The following is a 25,339-nucleotide window of genomic DNA, read 5'->3' as shown; positions in this document are numbered from 1 at the left end:
TTACTTGTTAACTTGAAATTTCGTGCAACCGTCTTTGAAATAAGCATTGATTTGCTGTGCGGCAGCAATTCCTGCATTAGCGTTAGCTTCTGCTGTCTGTGCGCCCATCTTCTTAGGAGTAGTAAAGTAACGACCCTCCAACTTTGCAAATTCTGCATCAGCATCTGGCTTGATGTCTGTCACAAATTTAAGATCTTCACGTTCACCCATTAAACGCAACAATTCTGGTTCGTTAATAACTTCCTTGCGAGCAGTATTTACCAAAATGCCACCCTTCTTCATCAAATTAACAAGATCGTAACCAACACTTTGCTTTGTATGTTCATTGGCAGGAAGATGTACACTAACAATATCACACTGCTTGAAGAGCTCTTCTTTGGTAGCCACAAACTGAACACCATCTTCTTTTTTAGGATTCTCTGCATGCGAACGGCTGAAGCCATATACCTCCATACCAAAACCATTAGCGATGCGAGCTACATGACGTCCAATGTTACCGAAAGCCAAGATACCTAATTTCTTACCTTTCAGTTCACAACCTGATTTTCCAGAGAAGCAGCTACGGCACATATAAATCAACAAGCCAAATACCAATTCAGCAACTGCATTAGAGTTCTGACCAGGAGTATTTTCTACCACAATACCTTTTTCTTTGGCATAAGCGGTATCAATAGAATCGTAACCAGCACCCGCACGAACAACAACTTTAAGTTTTGGAGCAGCATCAAGGATTTCTTTCGTTATTTTATCAGAACGAACAATCATCGCCTCTGCATCTTTTACAGCATCTTTGAGTTCATCGGTAGAAGTGTATTTTTCTAACAGTTTAACGCAATGATTCTGACTCTCCAACTCTTTTTTAATAGCCTCGACTGCCTTTGCATTAAAAGGTTTTTCTGTAGCAATAAGTACTTTCATTTGTTTAGAATATTGAATGGGTTAATTAAGTACGTAACCACAATAGGAAGTGATTACGCATGAATTGATGAACAAACAGGCTAAAATAAGGTTGTATCAAGCAAACAGGATCATTATGCTCACTTAATTTTCTTATTTTAGCCTATTTGTAAATCATGATTAGTTTGTAGTTTGTAATGGATTAATGTTTGTCTTCGAATTCTTTCATGCAAGCAATCAGTGCCTTCACACCATCAACACTCATAGCGTTGTAGCAACTTGCACGGAAACCTCCAACAGAACGGTGTCCCTTGATACCAACCATACCACGTTCGGTAGCGAACTCGAAGAATGGTTTTTCAAGATCTTGGTATTCTTCGTTCATGACAAAGCAGATATTCATCAATGAGCGATCTTCTTTAGCAACAGTACCCTTGAACAGTTTGTTTCTGTCAATCTCAGCATATAACAAGTCTGCTCTTTGGTGAGCCAACTTATCCATAGCTTCTACACCGCCGCTCTTCTTAATCCAACGCAATGTTTCGAGAGCTGAATAGATAGGAACAACAGGAGGAGTGTTGAACATAGAACCCTTCTCAATGTGTGTGCGATAATCCAACATCGTAGGTATTTCACGTCCTGTCTTGCCTAACATGTCTTCTTTAACGATAACGAATGTAACACCAGCCATAGCCAAGTTCTTCTGTGCTCCACCGTAGATACATGCATATTTAGAAACATCAATTGGACGACTAAATATATCTGATGACATATCTGCAATAAGTGGCACCTTTACATCCAAGTCATTACGTATCTCTGTACCGTAAATGGTGTTGTTGGAAGTAATGTGAAAATAATCACAATCCTCAGGTACGCTCCATCCTTTAGGAAGATAAGAATAGTTCTTGTCTGCAGAAGAAGCTACTTCTACTACTTCTCCGAAGAATTTTGCTTCTTTCAAAGCTTTCTTAGCCCATGTACCTGTGTTCAGATAAGCAGCTTTCTTTACAAAGAAGTTGTTAGGAATCATGTGGAACTGCAATGAAGCACCACCACCTAAGAAGATAACTGCATAACCTTCTGGTATCTGCAACAACTCTTTAATCAAAGCTACAGCCTCGTCAACAACTGGCTGAAAGTCTTTTGAACGGTGACTAATCTCCATCAGAGAAAGTCCGCTACCATTAAAGTCAAGAATTTGTTTCGCTGTGTTTTCAATTACTTCACGAGGAAGGATTGATGGACCTGCATTAAAATTGTATTTTTCCATTGTTTTAAAGTTAAAATTAAACAAGTATTAGTAATTGGTTGCTAATTTACAACAATAGTTTGAAAGACAAAAATAAAAACTGTATTATTTTGCACTTTCCGCGTTTTTTCTATTCTGCAGCCTCAAAAATCGTTTTTAAACCCTTAATTTTTTGCCCTTTTGCCCTTTTTAGAACTTCTTGCAACTTATTTCTTTGGACTGCCACATATACGTAATAATTATTCACATCAATACGTCCTATCTCATCAGGAGCAAGTTGACATTTCTTACACAAGAACCCAACAACGTCCATTTTGCTTATCTTATCTTTCTTCCCTTTACCTATATATATAGTTGCCATTTTGGGTAATGCGGGCAGACTGTCCGTAACAGGGATGCTATATTCTTGAGTATGACTGATAGCGTATGCAGGTATCGCTTCTGTGGGGCCAATGAGCAGGAACGCCCTACCCTCTTTTTCCCAACGAGCGGTCCTCCCCGTTCTGTGCACATAGTTTTCTTCTTGGTCTGGCAATTGATAGTGAACGATGTTGTCTACATCTGGGATATCCAATCCACGCGAAGCCAAATCCGTACTCACCAAGATATTCACCGACCCATTAGAAAATTTATAGATCGAACTTTCACGTTCTTGCTGATCTAAACCGCCATGAAAAACAGTAGAGTAAAAATGTTGAAATGTCAAAAAATCATGGATGCGTTCGGCACTTTCTCGATAATTCGTGAACACTATCGTACTCTGATTTCCAAACGACAACAACAGTTGTTTGAGTGTTTGCAGCTTATCCTTGTCCGGACTATGAACCGAAAAGACTCGAACCTGATGAGAGACAGTTGCTGATGTGAGATAATCCAATCGATCGACATTATTCATGTTGACGAAATGAGGAATTTCTACGGCATCTGTTGCCGAAAGAAGAATGCGCTGTTTGACGGCAGTAAGCTTCTCAAGAATCTTGCTCATCTCCTCTTGGAATCCCATCTCTAAACACTTATCAAATTCATCAATAACGACATATTGAATCGTTTCGATAGTGATGTTTCGTTTGTCTAAGTGGTCATTCAACCTTCCAGGCGTAGCAAAAATGATTTGTGGCTGTACTTGTCGCAACTGTCGGTGTTCATCCATGGCGGGACGCCCCCCATAACACGCAAATCCTTTCATTGACTTGGTGAGCAGTTGCAAGACTTCTGCTGATTGAATGGCAAGCTCTCTATTGGGAACTATCACTACGGATTGCACCTCTTTTGAACTTACATCCAATTTTTGAAGAATCGGCAGCAAATAAGCCAAAGTCTTCCCCGACCCAGTTGGAGAAAGAAGGATAACATCACGTCCGCTTTGTGCAATGCTGTCAGAAGCTTTCAACTGCATGGCACTCAGTTGTTCTATCCCTAATTTAGCTAAATCAACGGTGACATTCATGACTTATTTTTGTTTTTGATTGATAATACGATCGATTTCTTCAAACTCCTTACCCATGTTCAAATTCAGATAGATGGTATACAGCGGCGTACCCCATTTATCTTTCAGCTCTGGAGCCAAAGCCCTATAACGCTCTAAATAGGGCAAAGCCTTATGATAATAGCCCAGAATTTGCTTTCTATTTTTCTTTGATAATTTCGTATCATTGTCTAAGAGAACAGCTTGATTGAAATAAGCAAGACCAGCATTGAGATAGGGTTCTGGCATGCTGTCATTCTTTGCGATGAGATCGTCACAGATTTGAATACACGCATCGTATCTACCTGTATTCAAAAGTACGGTACTCTTGGCAAATTGATATAACTGATTGGTACTGTCCACCGCTAACGCTCGGTCAATAATGTCCAAGGCATTATCAAATTGTTTCGTCATTACATAATAATCAACCAATCGAGGGAAGAAAAATGGAAAACTTGGATAAGTGGTAAATCCCTCGTCCAAAACCTTTAGATACATGGTTGTATCTTTTTTCTCTTCATAGATATTGGCAAGATATTGAAGCATATAGGGATAATGCACCGAATCCTTCAATGCGAGATGCGAATGTTTCAAAGTTGCATCATACTTCTTTAATTGATAAGCACTAAATGCAGCCCAATACGAAGCTTCAGGCATTCGCCTATCTTTCTCTACATACTGGTATTTTTCAAACAATGGCTCATAAGCACTCTGAATGTAAGTATTGTACATTTGATAGGCTTCAGCATATTTCTTTTTATTAAGGAAGAAAGCCCCACCGTTAAAGAGATTCGGTCTGATTTGATGCAGATATTGTGCATGTTCGCTACGATAGGCTGGAGCTACTTTACCTCTTTTATTAGGTAGTGCATCAATGGAATCAAATGCCTGTAAATCTTCAAACATATTTCTTGCCAAAGAAAACAACCGTGTGGTATCGTATTTTTGCTTCAAATACAACTTCTCATTTCCTTGCTCATATTGCTTTCTAACTGCTTCAAAAAGAGTTAACCATATTTTTTTATTGCATCTGTTGGTTGAGTCATTGAGCAAGCTGCGCATGGATTTTTCGGCTTTATCCAAATTGTTTCCACGTTTCACCCATTGTCTTGCTTGTGAAATCTCTTTTCTCTGTCCTTGGGCAGTCACCACAAAGCTTACTATAAAGAAAATATATAAAAGTCTTTTCATCGTCTACTACGTAAAACTATATTCAATTACTGGAACAATGTCCAAAAATAATGATAGGTATAAAATATGTCTTAAAAGCTAATCCCCCATTTGTTATGCAAATATACGCAATTTTCCATATATCAAAGAGATTATTCCGACAAAACTTGCATTATTATCTTCACCTTATTTATATATAGGGACAAACCGACACCTCTCTATTTAATAATAAGTACAGCTTGAATCTAAAAAAACAATGGGCTATCAACATAAGCACACGGCATAGCAGACAATATAAAATGATTCCCTCTTCATTATCCCTATGAACTACAGCTCTTTCATTGAAGAATGATATTTTCACCACGAAGCACACCTCCGAAGCAGTGTTCGTAATCTTGAAAATACGACGCATTAAATAAAAATAAATGCTGAATTTTCTTTACAAAGTGTCTCTCATAACTCGCGTGTAAACAACCAACTTCAAAGTTGGTCGCAAATACGCGAGTTATGAGCGAGGTTCATAATCGCTTGTTATTGAATATGTTACAAACAAAGTCTCTCCTTTTACTCTCTTTTCTCCCATTTTTCTTCGACTAACCCATTGAGATAAGCTGACAATTTGCATGCTTTAATGGGGTTGAAGCATGTGAATAACGCCGCTAATGTATGTTTCCAAGACCGTTAAATCAATATTCCAACTTGAAAAGACAGCTTTTTTGTGAAAATCAGCGTAATTATGTCTATTGTCTGCCTATTGATTTTTTCTATTTTGAAGATTTTAGATGGTCGTTTTTTGGTAAAATAAAAGGACAAAAACAACAAATTCCTTTACCAAAAATAAATTTGTTGTTGAAAAAAGAAAAAAGATAGTTTTTCATCGTCAACCAACCTTCATGTATGAAAAAACTATGAGATTTCAGTAAAAAAAGCCCTCCAAATGATACAACCTGTCATTATATTCATTATATTTGCAAACAATCTTAATAAAAACTTTAAACATAACACTATGAACATTCCATTTATTTTTTGGCTTGTGCCAGTTGCCTCCGTGGTTGCACTATCCATGGCATGGTACTTCTTTCAAAGCATGATGAAGTATGATGAAGGCACACCTCGTATGCGAGAAATTGCGCAACATGTGCGCAGAGGCGCCATGGCGTACCTCAAACAACAGTACACTGTGGTGCTGTATGTATTTATCGCATTAGCTATCCTGTTTGCTTTTATGGCTTACGTGCTCAAAGTTCAAAATCCATGGGTACCGTTTGCATTCCTCACTGGAGGTTTCTTTAGCGGACTCTGTGGTTTCTTTGGCATGAAAACTGCCACTTATGCATCGGGCAGAACCGCCAATGCAGCTCGCAAGAGCTTAAATCAGGGTCTGCAGATAGCCTTCCGGTCGGGCGCAGTCATGGGACTCGTTGTGGTTGGTTTAGGTCTGTTGGACATTGCCATGTGGTTTATACTCCTCACTTATCTTTATCATGGCAGCAACATGGCACTGGTTACCGTCACTACAACAATGCTGACCTTCGGTATGGGTGCCTCTACACAAGCGCTGTTTGCACGTGTTGGAGGAGGTATCTACACCAAAGCAGCCGATGTAGGGGCTGACTTGGTGGGCAAGGTAGAACAAGACATTCCTGAAGACGACCCTCGAAATCCCGCTACTATTGCCGACAATGTGGGCGATAACGTGGGCGACGTCGCTGGTATGGGTGCTGACCTCTATGAAAGTTATTGCGGAAGTATCTTGTCTACGGCTGCATTAGGTGCCACAGCCTTTGTGGCAAGCGGTGACATGCAACTCAAAGCCGTGGTAGCACCTATGATTATTGCTGCAGTAGGTATTTTCTTGAGCCTGATTGGTATTTTCTTGGTACGTACCAAAGAAGAAGCAACGATGAAAGACCTGCTGAAATCTTTGAGCCTTGGCACTAATGTTGCTGCGGTGCTTATTGCCATCGCAACTTTCCTCATCTTGTATTTCTTGGGCATCACCAACTGGTTGGGTGTTAGCTTCTCGGTAGTAACAGGTCTGGCAGCAGGTGTCATCATCGGTCAAGCCACCGAATATTACACCTCACATAGTTACAAGCCAACCAAAGAGATTGCAGCTGCTTCGCAAACGGGTGCAGCAACTGTCATCATCAAAGGCATTGGCACGGGAATGATTAGTACTTGCATTCCTGTAGTAACCATATCAGTAGCCATTATGTTAAGCTACCTCTGTGCCAACGGCTTTGATATGAGCATGAATGCCGATTCGATTAGTCGTGGACTTTATGGCATTGGCATTGCTGCCGTGGGTATGCTTTCTACACTGGGTATTACCCTCGCTACCGATGCTTATGGACCTATTGCCGATAACGCTGGCGGTAACGCTGAGATGAGTAACCTCGGCGAAGAAGTGAGAGAACGCACCGATGCACTCGATGCCTTGGGCAATACCACCGCTGCTACTGGCAAGGGTTTTGCCATTGGTTCGGCTGCATTAACCGCCTTGGCACTTTTGGCATCCTATATAGAAGAGGTGAAAATAGCCATGGTTAGAATGGTAGAAGATGGTCATCAGTTTGTCAATGCGGCAGGAAACGTATTCAATCCTATGAATGCCACCATGTCTGACTTTATGGATTTCTTCCAAGTGAACGTGATGAATCCACGCGTTTTGGTAGGTGCCTTTATCGGTGCCATGGCTGCTTACTTGTTCTGCGGACTCACTATGGGCGCTGTAGGTAGAGCAGCTGGCGCAATGGTGGATGAAGTAAGACGCCAATTCAGAGAAATCAAAGGCATATTGGAAGGCAAAGCCACACCCGATTATGGACGATGTGTAGAGATTAGCACCAAATCGGCACAACGCGAGATGATTTTACCTTCACTCTTAGCCATTGCTATTCCTATTGTTGTGGGAATCGTTTTGGGTGTTGCAGGCGTTCTTGGACTACTCGTAGGTGGCTTGGCAGCAGGATTTACCCTCGCCATCTTTATGGCAAATGCTGGTGGTGCATGGGACAATGCCAAGAAGATGGTGGAAGAAGGCAACTTCGGTGGCAAAGGTTCGGCATGCCATAAGGCTACTGTCGTTGGCGACACTGTAGGTGATCCATTTAAAGACACCAGCGGACCAAGTCTGAACATCCTCATTAAGCTCATGTCCATGGTGAGCATTGTCATGGCAGGACTGACTGCTGCGCTCATCTAACACGAACTTAGAACACTGATAGAGGCAATTACCTCAACCTCCAAATCTGCATACGCAATGAATGAAAAATGCTATTGGAGGTTGAGGTAATTTTCATTTCATCCAATGAGAGTTGTCGTTGTTCCAAAGAAAAAGCACTTTCTTCACTCTATTGGCTTATAAATCATAGTTTTTATGTAATTTTGCACCCATAAAAATGACAACGACAATGACAGAACAGCAACCCTCTTATCACCAACATGCGAAGGAACAACACCACAATACAGAGCATCATCACCACCATAGGAAACATCCTCAGTTCCAAAACAACCATGCGATGCGGAAAAAACGTAGGAAGATGGCGAGCAACGTATTGTTCTTTTCGCTTTGCATCGTTGCTGCACTCATCATGATGGCGGTCATTTGGATGTACACCGCTGAGTAGCAGAGCAGACAGAAAACATAAAAGGCGTTTCGAGTATCGTACTCGAAACGCCTTTTATGCTTAGGGATGCCCCAAAAGTGGGACACCCGTTGTAGGATTTAGCAAACTTTCTCTAATCGCTTCATTACAGAGAACATGAACAAAGCAGAGAGTAAGCAGACTCCAATGAATACAGACCAAACAGCCCATACAGGTAAATCACCCCAAAGATATCCACCTACGCTCACCAACAAGTTACCAATGGCGGTAGCAGCAAACCATCCACCCATCATGGCTCCCTTGAGTTTAGGAGGTGCAACTTTGCTGACGAAACTGATTCCCATCGGACTCAACAGCAATTCACCAAACGTCAGCACTAAATAAGTACTAATCAACCAGTTGGCAGATGCGTAGCTGGCTGTTCCAGCCTCGGCAGCCAACGCCTGTTCATTAGGAGTAAGCAAGCCTTGTGAACCAACAATCATGATGGTATAGGCCGATGCAGCAATCACCATACCGTAGGCTATCTTGCGTGGAGCCGAAGGTTCTTTGCCCTTGGCAGCCAATGCACCGAAGATTGCCATGCTGACTGGTGTCAACGCAACTACATAGAAGGGGTTGAACTGTTGGAAGATAGGCGCACTCACATCAATAGCTCCTTCTACTTGTGTGTACTTATAAATCAATACACCAATTGATGCTAAGAGGACAGCTAACGAAATTCCCTTAGCTTTCTGTGTTCTTGACTGGAAGAATGAGAATCCTGCATAAACGATAAAGACAATCATCACAAGGTTCACTACATCGAAAGCCATGCTCTGAACACCAGAAGAAGTCTTTTGAGTAAACTCGTTAGCAAAGTAAGTCAGGGTGAGTCCGTTCTGGTGGAATGACATCCAGAAGAAAATAACCACAGCAAACACCAACATTAGTGCCACTACTCTATCCTTTACATCCTTCTTGCTCAATTCTTCGGTCTCGATAGCTTGACCATCGTCTGTCTTGGCTGCCGTGCCATTTCCTTCCACATGACGGAACGTTGAACGGAAACCGTAATAAATAGCCATAGAAATAATCAAAGATACACATGCTACGGCGAAGGAGAAATGGTAAGCATCGTTCTCAGCATAACCAACAGATTCTGCCCACTCTTTAATGCGTACGGCTGCCGTTGGTGCAAACAAAGCACCAATGTTGATAGCCATATAGAAGATGGAGAAAGCTGAATCGCGCTTGTCGGCATACTTCGGATCATCGTAAAGGTTACCTACCATTACTTGCAAGTTACCCTTAAACAAGCCTGTACCAAAGCTGATGAACAGCAAAGCCAGCAACATTACCAAGAGCGCAAACGTCTCACCGCCCAACGGGATGGATAAGAACAGGTAGCCCAAGAACATCACCACGATACCAATGGTGACCATCTTGCCAAAACCAAACTTGTCGGCAAGCACACCACCCACCAATGGGAGGAAGTAAACCAGTCCAAGGAACACACTGTAAATCATACCAGCCGTACCAGGATCTAATCCAAAGTTAGCTCTTAAAAACAATACAAACACGGCAATCATGGTGTAATAACCGAATCTCTCGCCAGTGTTGGCCAATGCCAAAGCAAAAAGGCCTTTAGGTTGATTTTCAAACATAGTTTATTAATTATTTAGTTGTTGTAGTAATATCAAACAAATAGGACAGTCTTAACTGAATATTCGACAGATTAGATCTGGCAAAATAATCGCGCTTCGTGTCCCCGTATAGGTTCCCTAATCCATAGTAGTACCGAGCGTCTAAAAGCAGATGCCCCACCTTGGGCAACGAATATTCCACTCCAATGCCTGCCACAATGCCATAATCAAACTTATGTTCCACGGGCATTTTGTATTGGGTCGTCTCAGCATTGGCTCTGTCTTGCACGTTCGCCTTATTGAGTTCAAAGTTCATTTGCGTGCTTTCATTTAGCATGTAGCCAAATTGTGGTCCTGCTTGGAAGAAGAACTGAAAGCCTCGTTGTTCTTTTCCCCAAGCCAAATGTGCGAAGACGGGTACTTGTATATAGTTAATGGTGCGGCTGTATTCCTCCGCCAAACCAGTGTTCTTGTTGAGCACTGGCTCGTTTTGCAGATTCACAATGTCTTCTTTCCAACCAGCTTGCACATAATTGATTTCCGCATGGATAGAACAAAGGGTTTGAAAATATTTCTCAGAGATATACCGAAAAGACACGCCTCCCGTCATCCCTCCATGAAACGTTTGCGTCACTTTGGGCACAAACCCGACATTGCTCAGCACATAACCTCCATTCACACCTACGGCAAACTCGTTGCGATGACTCCCTACCTGCGCCGTAAGGAGCAGCGGGTAAAACAGTAAAAAGAGGGAAAGAAGTGGATGTTTCATTTTTTACGCTAACACATGGTTTGTAGTAGAAAGGCTTAATACGAGATGCTCTCTATCCCTCCGTTACTCTTAAAGTGAATCAACATGAACGTGGAGTTCTGCCATCCAGCCTTTTTTATGCGTCGAAAGTCCAAAGGAGTCTGTAAGGCGGTATAGGAGTTTTGTTTTTTCAGTCCTGAAAAGGCTTTCCCATATTGGTGCAATCCACGACAAAAGAATTGTGCATGGTCGTAACCTGTCAAGGCAAATCGTGGAATGGCGTATTGCATTTCTTCTTTGAACCACAGACGATACTTTTGCTCAAACTGCTTGGTTTGTGGAGAGAGCGCATTATAATACGCCACGGTAGGTATATAGGTGGGGTATTTGCAGAAGTATTCGAAATACACTTTGGTGTACATCAACCACTCTGTATAGCCAAACAACGACACCGACAGTGTAGGATTGGCTGCCTTCAGTCCGTCTATCTTTGCCAATGCCACGTTTAACTCGGGCGATTTACCTGTGTTCAGTACCACCACATTGGGCTTTGACAAGGTAAACGATTTGGCAAACTGTTCCTCGCTGGATTTCAAGTTCGTAATGTTATAAGCGATTTTCTTATCCTCTAATTGTTTCCGTAACGTGAAAGTAAAAATGCCTTTCTGACTATCTCGGTCGTTGCAATCGATGAACACAGGATGATAGTTGGGGAAACGGTTAAGGAAAGCATGAATGGCATCTTCATTCAGCTGGTCGGCAGACTGATAAACTTGGTAGACCTGTGGATTGGTTGCCACTTCCCCACTCTCGATAGAGAAAGGTATCACCAGCTTGATGCCGAAGCGTTTGCAGAAATCACCCAAGTGGGTAACCTGCTTGGTGTACAATGGACCAAAAATAATGTCGCACCGTTGCGCATTCACATCTAAGAGTGTTTGTCGAATGTCGGCATCAATGGGCACGTTCCAAGCATAAACATCGGTGGAGATGCCTTGACGCTTCAAGTCGTCACACGCCAACAGCAAACCGCGATAGTATTCTACCATTCTGCGACCATCACCGTCTACGTTGTGCAAGGGCAACATCACTCCTATGCGAATGGCACGCTTGGTTATGTCTAACTCTTTTCCCTTAACCAATTGTGTGGTGACAGGTTGGTTCTTGTCTGTCTTGGGTACAACGGGGACTGCATTGGGTTTCTTCCCCTTTTCGAATGGAATAAATACGGTGTCACCTTTCTTTAACTCGTATCCCTCCACTTTCATTTCTGGATTAGCATCCATTAAATCGGGGACGGAAATGCCATATTTTCGGGCAATCCCAAAGACGGTGTCTTTCTTTTTTGCCTCATAGATATCTCGCCACTGATTTACTTGCGCTGTGGCGTCAAGACAAAACAAGAGTGTTAATAATAAGACTATATAGTTAAAGATTGGTTTCATGTCACAAATTGTCTTTTTCTGTTTCATTTGCAAATTTACAAAAAAATCTCTAATCGCTCCTCTTTAATCATGAATCTTTTAGTATCTTTGCAAAGATAGAAAGCTCCAAGCTTTCAATTTTCGTATAGTAAGGTGCAGTATAGCACCACATTGGACAAACAAAACAACGGAATGAAAATAAAATTCATTATTTCTACACTAACACTTTTATTCCCACTCCTCCTTTCTGCTCAAGAGCAACCCACCATTAACCCGCATGCTGTTTATTTTTCAGACAAGGGTGAACCCAGTGAGCCAACAACTTCTATTAGCGGTTCGGCTCCTTTACGAGTACTACTGACAGCGAACGAGAGCCATACAACTGGTTGGACAGCTTACTACGAGTGGAGAATTACCATGGAAGGAGAAAAAGCTCCTTACCTTGTTCGTTATGAGAAAGATACAGAGGTTCGCTTTACCAAAGCTGGTGCGCATCGCATTGAACTGTATGCCATCTTCACCCAAGGTCAGGACTCTGTGAAATATACCCAAGAGTATTGGGCAGATGCACAACCTATCACCGTCTCTATCTCGGAAAGCAAGCTGGAGATGCCCAACGCCTTTTCGCCCAATGGCGATGGCATCAACGATGTTTACAAAGCCAAAGAGGGCTGGCAAAGCATCATTGAGTTTAAGGGTTACATCTTTAATAGGTGGGGACAGAAGCTCTTTGAATGGCACAATCCTGCCGAGGGGTGGGACGGAAAGTACCAAGGCAAAGACGTGAAGCAAGGCGTTTACTTTTGCTTGGTAAAGGCAAAAGGTGCCGATGGACAGGTGTTCAACATCAAGACGGATGTCAACCTGATGCGCACCTACCAACCATGAAATTAGAAAGAAAGAATAACCATCAACCTCTCAAAAGAAAGCAAACTACTTATGCCTTGCGAAGACGATAAAATCAATATATTTGGTGCGCGCGTGCACAATCTTAAAAACATAGATGTAGAAATTCCGCGAAATGCCCTTACCGTTATTACGGGCTTGTCGGGCTCGGGCAAATCATCCTTGGCGTTTGACACCATCTTTGCAGAAGGTCAACGAAGATACATCGAAACCTTCTCTGCCTACGCACGCAACTTCCTCGGAAACATGGAACGACCTGATGTAGATAAAATCACGGGGCTGTCTCCTGTCATCAGTATCGAGCAGAAAACCACCAACAAAAATCCACGCTCTACGGTAGGTACGACTACCGAGATATACGACTACCTGCGCCTACTCTTTGCACGTGCTGGCACAGCCTATAGCTACATGACGGGCGAAAAAATGGTGAAATACACTGAGGAGAAAGTCATTGACATGATTTTGCACGATTATGCCGACAAAAAAATATTCATCTTATCGCCCTTGGTGAAACAGCGAAAGGGGCATTATCGTGAACTTTTCGAGAGTATGAGGCGCAAAGGCTACCTCTACATGCGAGTGGACGGAGAGATAAAAGAGGTGGTGCGAGGCATGAAGGTAGATAGATACAAGAACCACAACATTGAGGTGGTGATTGATAAGCTACAGGTGCGAGGAAATGACGACGAACGATTGATGAAGACCATACAGATAGCCATGAAGCAAGGCGATGGGGTTATCATGATTATGGAGAAGGACTCGGGAATTATTCGCAATTTTTCCAAACGGCTCATGGACCCCGTCAGTGGCATTTCGTACGGAGAGCCCGCACCCAACATCTTCTCTTTTAACTCACCAGAAGGAGCTTGTCCACATTGTAAAGGGTTGGGAACGGTCAACGAAATCGACTTGAAAAAGGTCATACCCAATGACAATCTCAGCATTTACGAAGGTGCTATCGTGCCCTTGGGTAAATACAAAAAACAAATGATATTTTGGCAAATCGATGCCATCTTACATCGATATGACCTGAATATCAAAACGCCATTTCGAGAAATTCCTCAGGAGGCAGTAGACGAAATATTGTATGGCAGTTTAGAGAATGTTAAAATAGTCAAGGAGTTGGTACACACCAGCAGCGATTATTTTGTGACCTTCGACGGCATCATCAAATATTTGCGCACCGTCATGGAGAACGATGACTCGAGTGCAGGGCAAAAGTGGGCTGACCAGTTTTTGGCTACAACCACCTGTCCCGAATGCAACGGCATGCGACTGAAACGTGAGTCGCTCTCCTATCGCATTGGTAACGAGAATATAGCACAGGTAGCCAACTTGGATATGAGTGAGCTAAAGGACTGGCTCGAACACGCGGAAACTCATTTGGATGAACAACAAAAAGTAATAGCTGCCGAGATTATCAAGGAATTACAAACTCGTGTGAGCTTCTTACTTGAAGTGGGTCTCAACTATTTATCGCTCAATCGACAGTCGGCTTCGCTCTCGGGAGGCGAGAGCCAGCGCATTCGATTGGCTACGCAGATAGGCTCGCAACTGGTCAATGTGCTGTACATTCTTGACGAACCCAGCATCGGGTTGCACCAAAGAGATAACGAGCGACTCATTCGTTCGTTAAAGGAGTTGCGAGACCTCGGCAACTCGGTCATCGTGGTAGAACACGACAAAGATATGATGTTGGCAGCCGACTACATCGTAGACATTGGACCAAAGGCAGGACGCAAAGGGGGTGAGGTGGTATTTCAAGGCACTCCACAACAAATGCTTCGACAATCTACCATTACAGCCGACTACCTCAACGGCAAACGCAGCATCGAGATTCCCTCTAAGCGGCGCAAAGGAAACGGCAAGAGCATTTGGCTGAAAGGGGCAAGGGGCAACAATTTGAAAGATGTAGAGGTGGAGTTTCCGCTCGGAAAACTCATTGTCGTGACGGGAGTGTCTGGCTCTGGCAAGTCTACCCTCATCAATGAGACTTTGCAGCCCATCTTGTCAAAGCATTTTTATCGCTCATTAAAAAAACCGATGCCGTACGATTCAATAGAGGGTATCGATAATATTGACAAGGTAGTCAATGTTGATCAAAGTCCATTGGGGCGTACGCCGCGCAGCAATCCAGCCACTTATACTGGCGTGTTCAGCGACATTCGATCCCTGTTCGTCAACCTTCCAGAGGCAAAGATACGGGGTTACAAACCTGGACGCTTCTCGTTTAATGTAAAAGGTGGGCGATGTGAGGCTTGTAATGGCAATGGCTACAAGACGATTGAAATGAATTTCCTGCCCGATGTCATGGTGCCATGCGAGGTATGCCATGGCAAACGCTACAACCGAGAGACACTCGAAGTGAGATATAAGGGCAAAAGTATTGCCGACGTGCTGGATATGACGATCAATCAAGCTGTGGAGTTCTTCGACACCGTACCTAATATTCTTCACAAAATAAAAACGATTCAAGATGTTGGCTTAGGCTACATCAAATTAGGACAGCCCTCCACAACCCTTTCGGGCGGTGAGAGTCAGCGAGTGAAGTTAGCTACCGAACTCTCGAAGCGTGACACAGGAAAGACATTATACATCCTTGATGAGCCAACCACTGGACTGCACTTCGAGGACATCCGCATCTTGATGAATGTGCTGCAACAATTAGTGGATCGTGGTAACACAGTGGTGATAATCGAACACAACTTAGACGTCATCAAACTGGCTGATTACATTATTGATATGGGACCAGAGGGGGGACGTGGCGGCGGAAAGGTTTTAAGTACAGGAACTCCCGAAGAAGTAGCGCAAAGCAAGGAGGGCTATACCCCTCGTTTTTTGAAAGAAGAACTAAAACAAACAAGGAAAAAGAAGTAAAGCTCTTTCTTCCTCTTTTCTTGAATCAATGATTGAAGGCGGTTATCTACAGTGGATGACCGCCTTCACTCGTTGTTACAACTGCCTCAATTCTTTACTACAACAAAGCTGGCAACTGTTCGTAGCGTTTTTAATATCGCTACATCTCAACAAAAATATCCTCCGCCTGACGTGTAAAGAACACAATTCAGACGGAGGATGTTTAGTATCTTTTTATATCTTAGAGCGCTACCGAAGCCGCATGTATCCAATCGAATACCATGTAGCACACGCCAAACAACACTACACCTGCTGTGCATACAGCCAATGCCAACTTGGTATTGGTGTGGCTCTTGAACGTGGGCAACGGATTTTCACTTTTCTTGATGTACATCGCCTTCACAATCAAGAGGTAGTAATATAAGGAGATAACCGTATTGATTAACGCAATGAACAACACGATGTACGCCCATGCCCCTACTGAAGTGCTTAAATCGGCATCCTGCACGGCTGCCATAAAGATAAAGAACTTAGAGAACATTCCCGCAAATGGTGGAATACCGCCCAAGGAGAACAATGCCAAAGTCATGAGGAAAGCCAGCTTGGGATTGGTTTGATAAAAGCCATTGTAACTGTCCATCATCACCGTACCGTTGTTATGTTCCTCTACCGCACTGATAATGGTAAACACTGCCATGTTAGCTACCACGTAAATCAGCACATAGAAGCTCAATGCAGTGACGCTCAACGCCGAGTTACCAACAATCGCCAAGACAATATAACCTGCCTGAGAGATAGAACTGAACGCCATAAAGCGTTTCAGGTTGGTTTGACGAATGGCAAACAAGTTGGCTATCGTGATTGACAACACAATAACGATGTACAACAAATATTGCCAATAGAGAACCATGGGGGCAAATACTTTCATCAAGATAGTGCAAAGAGCAAAAGCTGCTGCACCTTTACTCACTACCGAGAGATAGCCAGTAACGGTAGTTGGCGCACCTTGGTACGAGTCGGCTGTCCAGAAATGGAAAGGCACCAAGCTAATCTTAAAGCCCAATCCGCTGAAAAAGAACACCATGCCAAGAATGGTAAACGGTGTAGCTGTGAGTTGTGTGGCAATGTCTTCAAAGTAAAGCGTGCCTACCGCACCATAGATAAAGCTGATACCGTAGAGCATCACCCCACTTGAGAAGGTGGCTGTCAATATGAATTTGGCTCCTGCTTCGGCTGAGTCGTGACGATATTTGTCAAACGCAACTAAGCAAGCCATAGGTACACTCGCCATTTCCAAGCCTAAGAAAAAGAGCAAGAAGTGGTTGGCACTTACCATGATATTCATTCCCAACAGCGTTGCTATCACCAATAAGTAAAACTCTCCCTCCTTAAAAGCGGTATCGGGACGTGACAACCATTCTTTTGACTGAATGAGAACGATGAGCGTTCCAAAAGCCAAAATGGTCTTTATCACCCCAATAGCAGGCGTAGCGATGTACATTGCCCCAAAAACAGTGTGTGTCTCAATGGGGAACAGGTTGATGAGGATGTGCGCAAACATAAGCAGACAAATCATGGGATTGAACCATGAGCGACGCTTGTCGGTGGGCGCAAGCGTCCTAATCTTCTGCGATGTAGCAAAGTCGGCAACAAACGTAACCAGCAAAAGCACCACTAAGGTGACCTCTGGCATCATATATAGGAATTGACTGTAATTCATCTTCTTCTAAACTTTAGTGTATTATATTGAGTAGGATAGGTCCTACGGCATCATTGATGACATTGCTTGCCCACAGAGGTGCGATACCTAAGCCAGCTACACAGAATATCAAACACATCACAGCCACACGCTCGTCCCATGTAGCATCAGTGAGTTGCTCAAAATGAGGATTGGCTACCTTTTGATAAAGTATCTTTCCAACAACACGCAAGATATAAACTGCGGTGACAACAATGGAGGTACAAGCGATAATAGTAGCGGTGCGGTGGAAGGTGTCGTTGTTGGCAAACGAGCCTACAAAGATAGTCATCTCCGCAACGAAGCCCGAGAAACCAGGTAATCCCAAGTTCGCCAAACCTGCCACTACATAACCTACGCCCAAGAAAGGCATGATTTTCATCAATCCACCCAACTGACGGACATCACGTGTATGCGTACGTCCGTAAATCATACCGATGAGTGCAAAGAACAAAGCGGTCATCAAACCGTGCGAGAGCATTTGGAGAATGGCACCCGTACAAGCGGTTTTGGTCATCATCAATAGAGCGAACAACACCAATCCACAGTGACTTACCGAAGAATAGGCGTTGATATATTTCAAGTCGGTTTGCACACAAGCCGAGAGAGCACCATAGACAACAGAGATGGTGGTGAGGATTAGGAAGATCCAAGCCAACTCTTGTGCCGCCTCTGGCAACAAGAACATGGCGATGCGGAAACAACCGTAGCCTCCCAACTTCATCAACACGCCAGCATGGAGCATAGAGACAGCGGTGGGCGCTGAAGCATGTCCATCGGGTGACCATGTGTGGAAGGGAAACAAGGCGCCTAACACACCGAAGCCAATGAATATCAATGGGAAAAATATCTTCTGAACATCAACAGGGATATTGTGCAGGGCAGCAATCTCAAGCACGTTCATCGTGGTGGCTCCACTATAGAAATAAATACCCAAGATACCAATAATCAGCAAGGCACTTCCGCCCATGAGCATCAACGTCAACTTCATAGCGGCATATTCCTTGGGACCACTTCCCCACACACCTATAAGCAGATACATAGGGATAAGTGCCACCTCGTAGAACATGAACATGGTAAATAAATCGATAGAGATAAAGAAGCCAAACACACCAATGCTCAACAAGGTGAACCAAAGGAAGTATTCTTTAGTCATGGGCTTGAGCTGCCAAGAGGCAAAGGTACCCGTAAAGACGATGATACTCGATAAGAGCAACATGACAACCGAGATACCATCCACTCCTACCGTGTAGGCAATGTTGAGCGGTTTGAACCAAGGTGCACTGTACATAAACAGCATGGCTTCGGTATTTCCTGCCTGACGCATTTGGATAAATGCAATAGTAAGCCAAACAGAGAGTGCCAGCAAAGCGGTAGAGCCAGCCACCATGACGCCACGTACTTGACGGATGTTGCGAGCCAACCAAAGCCCGAACAACATCAAGACGGGAATAACGACGAATAATGTTAATATACTCATTTTTGTATTTTATTCATTAAATCTTTCTAACTAAAGCATTACAGCAAGCAAATCAATGCCAACGTCAATGCTACACTACCTGTAAGGAACCAAATGGCGTATTGTCTCACATCGCCACTCTGCCAAGGTCGGATGCTTTCGCCTGCCTCCTGTGTACCCCATGCCAAGAAGTTAAAGAAGCCATCAATAACATGACGGTCGAACCAAGCAATGGGACGGCTGACACAACGGAAGATAATTTTGTGTGTCACGAACTGCCAAACCTCGTCCATATAGAAACGTTTGTAAGCAGCGCGGTGCAAGGTTGGGAAAGTACTTGCCAACTTGTCTGCCACTGGCGTTTTCTCTCCTTTATACATAAAGGTGGCGAGACCGATGGCAAGCAATGCCAATACGGTACTGGTAATCGCCACTGACCAGTTGGTATGCGTATTAAACCCAATGCCGTTGGCAGACACCAGCTGTCCTGCACGTGTCCCCCAAAGGAAGACGGTACAAGTGATGAGCGACAAGAATATCAACGGAAAGGTCATCACTGCAGGAGCTTCGTGAGGCGCATGCACGTTGGGTTCGCCCTGATGCGACTCGTAATAGCTCTTACCCCAGAAGATAACGTAATACAAACGGAACATATAGAAGGCGGTCATCATGGCAATACCGCTCATCACCATTCCCATGACGGGATGAAAGTTGTAACAAGCCACCAATATTTCATCCTTTGAATAGAATCCAGAGAAAGGTGGAATGCCCGAAATAGCAAGACATGAAATCAAGAACGTAATGTGGGTAATGGGCATGTACTTGCGAAGTCCTCCCATATAATACTTCTCATTGGAGTGTACGGCATGAATCACACAACCTGCACCCAAGAACAAACAAGCCTTGAACATGGCATGCGTAAACAGATGAAACATGCTTGCCATATATCCTAAGCCTTGTACGTCGGCATATTCTTCGGTCATTGCTACTGCTCCTGTGGCAGGATCGGGCAAGCAAACGCCCAAGGCAACGAGCATGAAACCAATCTGCGAAATGGTTGAGAATGCCAAGACACGCTTGATGTCACTCTGTGCGCACGCCACGGCAGCTGCATAAAAGGCGGTAAAGGCAGCAATATAAGCAATCCAATGTAACTGTTCGGGTGCATATTCCACGAACAAGGGGAACATACTTGCCACCAAATACACACCTGCCACCACCATCGTTGCAGCGTGAATCAATGCCGAAACGGGCGTTGGACCCTCCATCGCATCGGGCAACCAAATGTGTAAAGGGAACATGGCTGATTTACCTGCACCACCAATAAACATCAGGAACAGAGCTAACGGCATCACCCAAGCGGCATGAGCGGCATGAGTTGCCAATTCTGGTGTAGCGGTTAAATCGTAATTGAATGTACCTACATAGAAGCTATAAAACAAGATACCGATTAAAAAGAACAAATCGGCAAAACGTGTCACAATGAAGGCTTTCTTTGAAGCAGCCACGGCTGTGTGCATGGGATAATAGAAACCAATGAGCAGGTAAGAGCTAACGCCCACCAACTCCCAAAACAAATACATCTGGAAAATATTGGTTGCCACAACCAAACCCAACATTGACATGGTGAAGAGCGAAAGGAAAGCATAATAACGCTGAAAACCTTTCTCGCCGTGCATATAGCCAAAGGAATAGATGTGCACCATGAAACTGACCGTAGAGATAACCACTAACATCATCACAGAAATAGGTGTCAACCTAAAACCGATGTTAAAGGTAAGCAGTTCGGTAAACTTCAACCACGTAATATTAAAAGGTGTAATGGTGGGATATAATCCGTCAACGCCACGCCCTACGCCTATAAAATATTCATAAGCGGTGTAGCAAGAGAGACAGAACACCGTACCAAGCACCACGGTGCCAATGAGTCCAGCCACCTTATGACTCATCTTCATACCCAACAGTCCAAGGATCAGGAAACTGAGTGCAGGTAGAAGAAGTATTAAATATACATAACTGTAATCCATCATCTTATAATTTCATATTTTCAATACTGTTCACCTGATCACTACCAAAGTTTCGGTAAACGTTTATAATAATGGCAATCGCCACCGCTGTCTCGGCAGCACTGATGCCAATGGAGAACAACGTGAAGAAAAAACCCTCCAACTGTTCGGGGAACAGGATACGGTTAAACACGGCAAAGTTGATGTCTGCGGAGTTAAGAACCAACTCTACGGAGATTAACATTGCCAACAAATTACGACGGGTAACGAAGCCAAATACGCCAATAAAGAACAACAGCGCACTCAGGCCTATCAAACATTCAACGGGTATCATTTATCATCCTCCTTTCTGGCAATCAACAAACCGCCAATGATACATGCCAACAAGAACACGGAAATGAGTTCGAAGGGCAAAACATACTGATATTTTTCAGAGCCTACCAATGCTTGTCCGATGACATTCATCGGGACTTCTGCATCAGCAACCTGCGTTGCTTGATGAATAAACTGATTCTTCACCAAGACACCTATCACGGTAGCCAGTCCTATCAATGAGAGCAAAGCCCCCTGAATGACGCGTGAACCTTTGAGATGTTCTACTAATCCTTGGAGCGTACGCTTAGATACCAACTGTATTGCAAAGATATAGAGTATCGTGATGCCCCCTGCATAAATAGCAATCTGTGCTGCTCCCAAATATGTATATCCTAAAAGGAAATAGATACCTGCAACACCAAATAAAACAAATATCAGAAAGGTAGCCGCCCGCATAATCCTTTTTGTTAGTACACACATAATGGCAGAGCCCAAGATGACGACTGCCAAAATGCAAAACATGATTAAATTAGCCATATACGTTACTACTTTTATTTGGTTTTGGTATTAAATTGTCCAATGGTCAGCGGTGCCCCACCGTCTATCAAGTCTGGCAAACTTCCGCCTTGATACACTTCCTTGTCAAGGTGCATGGTCAAGGAATCTCGCTCAAACACACTGTTTTCAAAGTCGTTGGTAAACTCAATGGCGTTGAAGTTACAAGAATTAACACAGAGTTGGCAGAACATACAATCGCCTAATTTGTACTGATAGTCCACCAATTGTTTCTTTTTCCTGCCCGTCTCTTCATTGACAACCATTTCACTCTTAATGAGTATGGTCTCATTGGGACATGCTTTCTCGCACATAGTGCACGCTACACAGTTGTGAGTGCCGTCTTCGTTACGCTTAAACACTAAGCGTCCGCGGTGACGTTGAGCCACATGCAGTGTCGTCTTGCGATTCTCTGGATATTGTTCGGTGCTCTTTGGGGTGAAGTATTCCTTCAAGGTAACCCTCAAACCCGTTACAAGCGACTTGATAGCATACCAGATTTCGCTAAAATATGATTGTTTATTTTCCATCTTACTGAATCTTCAAGAAATGAAACATTTTAACCGTGGATACCAAAAGCCACACAAATGGTCATCAGTATGAGATTTACCAATGCCAATGGCATGAGATACTTCCACTCTAAAGTTAAGATTTGGTCAATTCTCAAACGTGGGAACGTCCAGCGAATCCACATCAGAAGCCAAACTACGACAAAGGTCTTACCTAAGAACCACACAATGCCAGGAATATAATTCATCACAGCATCGAAGCCTTCGACACCAATATTGAAAGGTGCCCAACCGCCTAAGAACACGGCAGTGGCTAATCCTGCGATGACAAATAGGTTGAGGTATTCTGCCAAATAGTAGAAACCAAAACCCATACCCGAATACTCTGTATGGTATCCAGCGGTCAACTCGCTCTCTGCCTCTGCCAAGTCGAACGGTCCACGATTCGCTTCAGCATTACCAGCTACCAAGAACAACAAGAATGCAATGATCGCAGGAAGGTGTCCTTTGATAATTAACCAGTTCCATGGTCCTGTCTGTGCTTCCACAATTCCACTCATCTGCATCGTTCCCGTCAAGGCAACAGCCGCAATGAGGGTCAGTCCCAAGGTCATTTCATACGAAATCATCTGCACCGCTCCACGCATGGCAGACAGAACAGAATATTTGTTATTAGATCCCCATCCTGCCAAAAAGACTCCTAACACACCAATGCTCGATATAGCAGACACCAAGAAGATGCCCACGTTAAAATCGAGAATGTGCGCTCCCTTATTCCAAGGAAGGAACGAGAAAGTACCCACTGAGGCAATCACCACAAAGAATGGTGCAATATAATACAAGAATTTGTCGGCTTTGTCAACGGCAAAGATTTCTTTAATGAGCATCTTAAACACGTCGGCAAACACCTGAAGCGTTCCCCAAAAGCCCACACGCATAGGCCCGAGACGGCATTGGAAATAGGCACACACCTTACGTTCCATGAATATCAACACTATCGCCAACAAGGCGTAGGCAGTGAGAATGGCGACACCAACGACAACACATTCAATGAATATCGTCCAAAAATCGTTCAAACCTAAGGTTTGTCGAAGCAGCGTGTCAAACCATGTGGTTACTATACTAAAATCAAACATGATCTATTTAAGTTATTTATATTGAACAAGTTGCAAACATTGAGCAAAGCATTGCTACAAGTTGTCAACTTATATACCTGCTATCTGTCAATATCTGGAATGACAAAATCGAGCGCCGCACCTGCAGTAACAAGGTCAGCTATCTTCTGTCCTCTCAACATCTCATCCATGGCAGCGACATGACTCAATCCCATAGGACGGAATTTCAAGCGGTAAGGCATCTTGTCTCCCTTGGAATCCAAGTAAACTCCTATTTCACCGCGTGAGCCTTCGCATGAGAAATACCATTGTCCTTCAGGCACTTTGATGATTGGCTTCTGTTTTACATAGAAGTCGCCTGCTGGAATATTATCAATGAGTTGTTCGATGATGCGAATGCTTTGCTTGATTTCCTCAATACGATTGAGGTATCTACCAAACGAATCGCAATGCTCGTTGAGAACTTCCTCAAACTCCACCTTGTCGTACATGGCATAAGGATGATACTTGCGCACATCGTTTTTCCAGCCAGAAGCACGTCCAGAAGCACCCGTCACACCATAACTAATGATGTTTTCAAGATTCATGGGCGCAATTCCCTTGAAGCGTTGTTGCATGATGACGTTATCTCCAAACACATCTATGTACTCTTGTAGCATGGGTTTGAGGTAAGCACACAGTTTCTTGGTGTTCTCTACAAAGTTGGGATCGATATCATCTTGGCAACCGCCAATGCGGTAATAGTTTTGGATGAGTCGTCCACCTGTAGTCTCCTCCATAACGTTCAGCACATGTTCACGGTCGCGCATACTGTACAAGAAGGCTGTCAAAGCACCCAAATCCTGTGCGCAACAACCCAAATATAGCAAGTGCGAGTCGATACGCTGCAACTCGTCCATGATGGTACGGATGTACTGTATGCGCTCGGTCAGTTCTATCTCCATCGCCTCTTCAATGACGCCCACCAACGCATGGCGGTTCATCATGGCACTGAGGTAGTCCATTCGGTCGGTCAACGCCAAGGTTTGAGGATAGGTGTACGCCTCACACATCTTCTCCATTCCACGGTGGATATATCCCAAATGCGGATAGATGTGCTTCACGGTTTCACCGTCCAACACACTTTGCAAGCGAAGTACACCGTGCGTACTGGGGTGTTGAGGACCAATGTTGATAACGAAATCGTTGTCTGTAAACAACGGAACGCGAGTCTCTACCAAGTTACCGTTCTTGTCGAGCGAATATTGGAACGTGTAATCCAACTCCACATCCTCTTCCAAAGTGTACTGGTTGTTCTCGGGCGAGACATCGAAGTTCTTACGAAGTGGATAGCCCTTGAAATCATTGCGCAAATAAAGACGGCGCATATCCTTATGCCCCAAGAACTTAATACCTAAGAAGTCGTAAACTTCACGCTCTAAGATATCGGCAGCCTTCCATAGGTTGGAAACGGTATCGAGAACATACTCCTCCCCTATTTGCTGCGCTATCGCCTTAACCGATGTACGCTCGTGAGTTTTTGTGTTTTCTAAAATATAAATACATCCTAACCCTTCTTCGCCAAAGTCTTCGCCAACAATGGTAACAAGGTAATCGAAATGCTTGTCGTTCTTCAGTTTTGACATCTCTTGTGCCAAGTTACTGAATGCAATTTCTATATTTTCTAATTTCATATCCGATATACCTTA

General features: G+C 43.7%; 19 protein-coding genes. 4 read left to right on the top strand and 15 right to left on the bottom strand.

Features of this window, described 5'->3' with window-relative positions:
* The 4 genes from BN35_RS07335 to BN35_RS07320 form a co-directional block, all read right to left on the bottom strand.
* Positions 1-918: an NAD(P)-dependent oxidoreductase gene (locus BN35_RS07335; protein WP_025071559.1), complete on the bottom strand. Its 918-nt coding sequence runs from the start codon at positions 916-918 to the stop codon at positions 1-3.
* 181 nt (positions 919-1,099) lie between these two features.
* A complete protein-coding gene (serC, locus tag BN35_RS07330) occupies positions 1,100-2,167 on the bottom strand; it encodes a 3-phosphoserine/phosphohydroxythreonine transaminase (RefSeq protein WP_028900835.1) in 1,068 nt (355 codons plus the stop codon).
* A 109-nt stretch (positions 2,168-2,276) separates the two neighbouring features.
* Entirely contained in the window at positions 2,277-3,593 is a 1,317-nt protein-coding gene (locus BN35_RS07325) for a DEAD/DEAH box helicase (protein WP_025071558.1), read from the bottom strand.
* Positions 3,594-3,596: 3 nt separating this feature from the next.
* Positions 3,597-4,802, bottom strand: a complete 1,206-nt coding sequence (locus BN35_RS07320; protein ID WP_025071557.1) for a tetratricopeptide repeat protein — start codon at positions 4,800-4,802, stop codon at positions 3,597-3,599.
* A 985-nt stretch (positions 4,803-5,787) separates the two neighbouring features.
* Here BN35_RS07320 and BN35_RS07315 point away from each other — a divergent pair.
* Positions 5,788-7,989, top strand: a complete 2,202-nt coding sequence (locus BN35_RS07315) for a sodium-translocating pyrophosphatase (protein WP_028900836.1) — start codon at positions 5,788-5,790, stop codon at positions 7,987-7,989.
* A gap of 208 nt (positions 7,990-8,197) precedes the next feature.
* Positions 8,198-8,413, top strand: a complete 216-nt coding sequence (locus BN35_RS07310; RefSeq protein ID WP_025071556.1) for a hypothetical protein — start codon at positions 8,198-8,200, stop codon at positions 8,411-8,413.
* A gap of 98 nt (positions 8,414-8,511) precedes the next feature.
* Here BN35_RS07310 and BN35_RS07305 read toward each other — a convergent pair whose 3' ends face one another.
* From BN35_RS07305 to BN35_RS07295, 3 genes are read right to left on the bottom strand one after another with little or no spacing between them, the layout of a single operon-like run.
* A complete protein-coding gene (locus BN35_RS07305) occupies positions 8,512-10,038 on the bottom strand; it encodes a peptide MFS transporter (protein ID WP_025071555.1) in 1,527 nt (508 codons plus the stop codon).
* A 10-nt stretch (positions 10,039-10,048) separates the two neighbouring features.
* Positions 10,049-10,789, bottom strand: coding sequence for a porin family protein (locus tag BN35_RS07300; RefSeq protein ID WP_025071554.1), 741 nt, complete (start codon positions 10,787-10,789; stop codon positions 10,049-10,051).
* 35 nt (positions 10,790-10,824) lie between these two features.
* Positions 10,825-12,213, bottom strand: a complete 1,389-nt coding sequence (locus BN35_RS07295) for a LysM peptidoglycan-binding domain-containing protein (protein WP_025071553.1) — start codon at positions 12,211-12,213, stop codon at positions 10,825-10,827.
* 171 nt (positions 12,214-12,384) lie between these two features.
* Between BN35_RS07295 and BN35_RS07290 the strand changes: the two genes are divergently transcribed.
* Together BN35_RS07290 and uvrA are read left to right on the top strand one after the other, a co-directional pair.
* Positions 12,385-13,080, top strand: coding sequence for a gliding motility-associated C-terminal domain-containing protein (locus BN35_RS07290; RefSeq protein ID WP_036893200.1), 696 nt, complete (start codon positions 12,385-12,387; stop codon positions 13,078-13,080).
* Positions 13,081-13,131: 51 nt separating this feature from the next.
* Entirely contained in the window at positions 13,132-15,975 is a 2,844-nt protein-coding gene (gene uvrA / locus BN35_RS07285) for an excinuclease ABC subunit UvrA (RefSeq protein WP_025071552.1), read from the top strand.
* A gap of 220 nt (positions 15,976-16,195) precedes the next feature.
* Here the strand turns inward: uvrA and BN35_RS07280 are convergent, their stop codons facing one another.
* From BN35_RS07280 to BN35_RS07245, 8 genes are all read right to left on the bottom strand, one after another.
* On the bottom strand, positions 16,196-17,674 hold the full coding sequence (locus BN35_RS07280; protein WP_036893188.1) for an NADH-quinone oxidoreductase subunit N: 1,479 nt from the start codon (positions 17,672-17,674) through the stop codon (positions 16,196-16,198).
* A 13-nt stretch (positions 17,675-17,687) separates the two neighbouring features.
* The gene (locus tag BN35_RS07275; RefSeq protein WP_023058716.1) at positions 17,688-19,172 is read right to left on the bottom strand and encodes a complex I subunit 4 family protein; all 1,485 of its coding nucleotides are present in this window, start codon (positions 19,170-19,172) and stop codon (positions 17,688-17,690) included.
* 38 nt (positions 19,173-19,210) lie between these two features.
* Entirely contained in the window at positions 19,211-21,178 is a 1,968-nt protein-coding gene (locus BN35_RS07270) for an NADH-quinone oxidoreductase subunit 5 family protein (RefSeq protein ID WP_025071551.1), read from the bottom strand.
* Positions 21,179-21,182: 4 nt separating this feature from the next.
* Entirely contained in the window at positions 21,183-21,491 is a 309-nt protein-coding gene (gene nuoK / locus BN35_RS07265) for an NADH-quinone oxidoreductase subunit NuoK (RefSeq protein WP_004348632.1), read from the bottom strand.
* Positions 21,488-22,009, bottom strand: a complete 522-nt coding sequence (locus BN35_RS07260; RefSeq protein WP_025071550.1) for an NADH-quinone oxidoreductase subunit J family protein — start codon at positions 22,007-22,009, stop codon at positions 21,488-21,490. The genes nuoK and BN35_RS07260 overlap by 4 nt, the downstream gene beginning before the upstream one ends.
* Positions 22,010-22,023: 14 nt before the next feature.
* Positions 22,024-22,557, bottom strand: coding sequence for a 4Fe-4S dicluster domain-containing protein (locus BN35_RS07255; protein WP_025071549.1), 534 nt, complete (start codon positions 22,555-22,557; stop codon positions 22,024-22,026).
* 29 nt (positions 22,558-22,586) lie between these two features.
* Positions 22,587-23,672, bottom strand: coding sequence for an NADH-quinone oxidoreductase subunit NuoH (gene nuoH / locus BN35_RS07250; RefSeq protein ID WP_008125571.1), 1,086 nt, complete (start codon positions 23,670-23,672; stop codon positions 22,587-22,589).
* 80 nt (positions 23,673-23,752) lie between these two features.
* Positions 23,753-25,324, bottom strand: a complete 1,572-nt coding sequence (locus tag BN35_RS07245; protein WP_025071548.1) for an NADH-quinone oxidoreductase subunit D-related protein — start codon at positions 25,322-25,324, stop codon at positions 23,753-23,755.
* Positions 25,325-25,339: the final 15 nt, after the last annotated feature.

Source organism: Hoylesella timonensis 4401737 = DSM 22865 = JCM 15640, from assembly GCF_000455445.1.
Taxonomy (GTDB): Bacteria; Bacteroidota; Bacteroidia; order Bacteroidales; family Bacteroidaceae; genus Prevotella; species Prevotella timonensis.
The sequence above is the reverse complement of the archived record's forward strand: the minus strand, read 5'-3'. Positions and strand labels throughout refer to the sequence as shown.